The following is a 227-nucleotide window of genomic DNA, read 5'->3' as shown; positions in this document are numbered from 1 at the left end:
GAGCATTGGCGGCCAGCAACGGTATTTTGTGGTGAAGAGCGGATTCGATGAGAGGCCGGTAGGAACCTCGGTAGCTGTCCCCCGCTTTTGCATCCTTCACTAGCTTTGTCTCGCCAGTGGTGCTTGTTAGATAGTCGTTCGAAGTCGATTGTCTGTTCAGGGCGAACTGTTCGAGGGTCAGAACTACGTTGGGGTTGTGGTTGTGCAGCTGGTGCAATATGCGGGCT

The 227-nt window shown here is 54.2% G+C and carries 1 protein-coding gene; it reads right to left on the bottom strand.

Annotated elements, in window-relative coordinates:
• Positions 1–227, bottom strand: a 227-nt coding sequence (locus ACNQ6O_RS15785) for a ChaN family lipoprotein (RefSeq protein WP_418054128.1), incomplete at both ends; no start/stop codon positions are given.

Source organism: Marinobacter sp. SBS5 (genome assembly GCF_048285575.1).
Taxonomy (GTDB): Bacteria; Pseudomonadota; Gammaproteobacteria; order Pseudomonadales; family Oleiphilaceae; genus Marinobacter.
The sequence above is the reverse complement of the archived record's forward strand: the minus strand, read 5'-3'. Positions and strand labels throughout refer to the sequence as shown.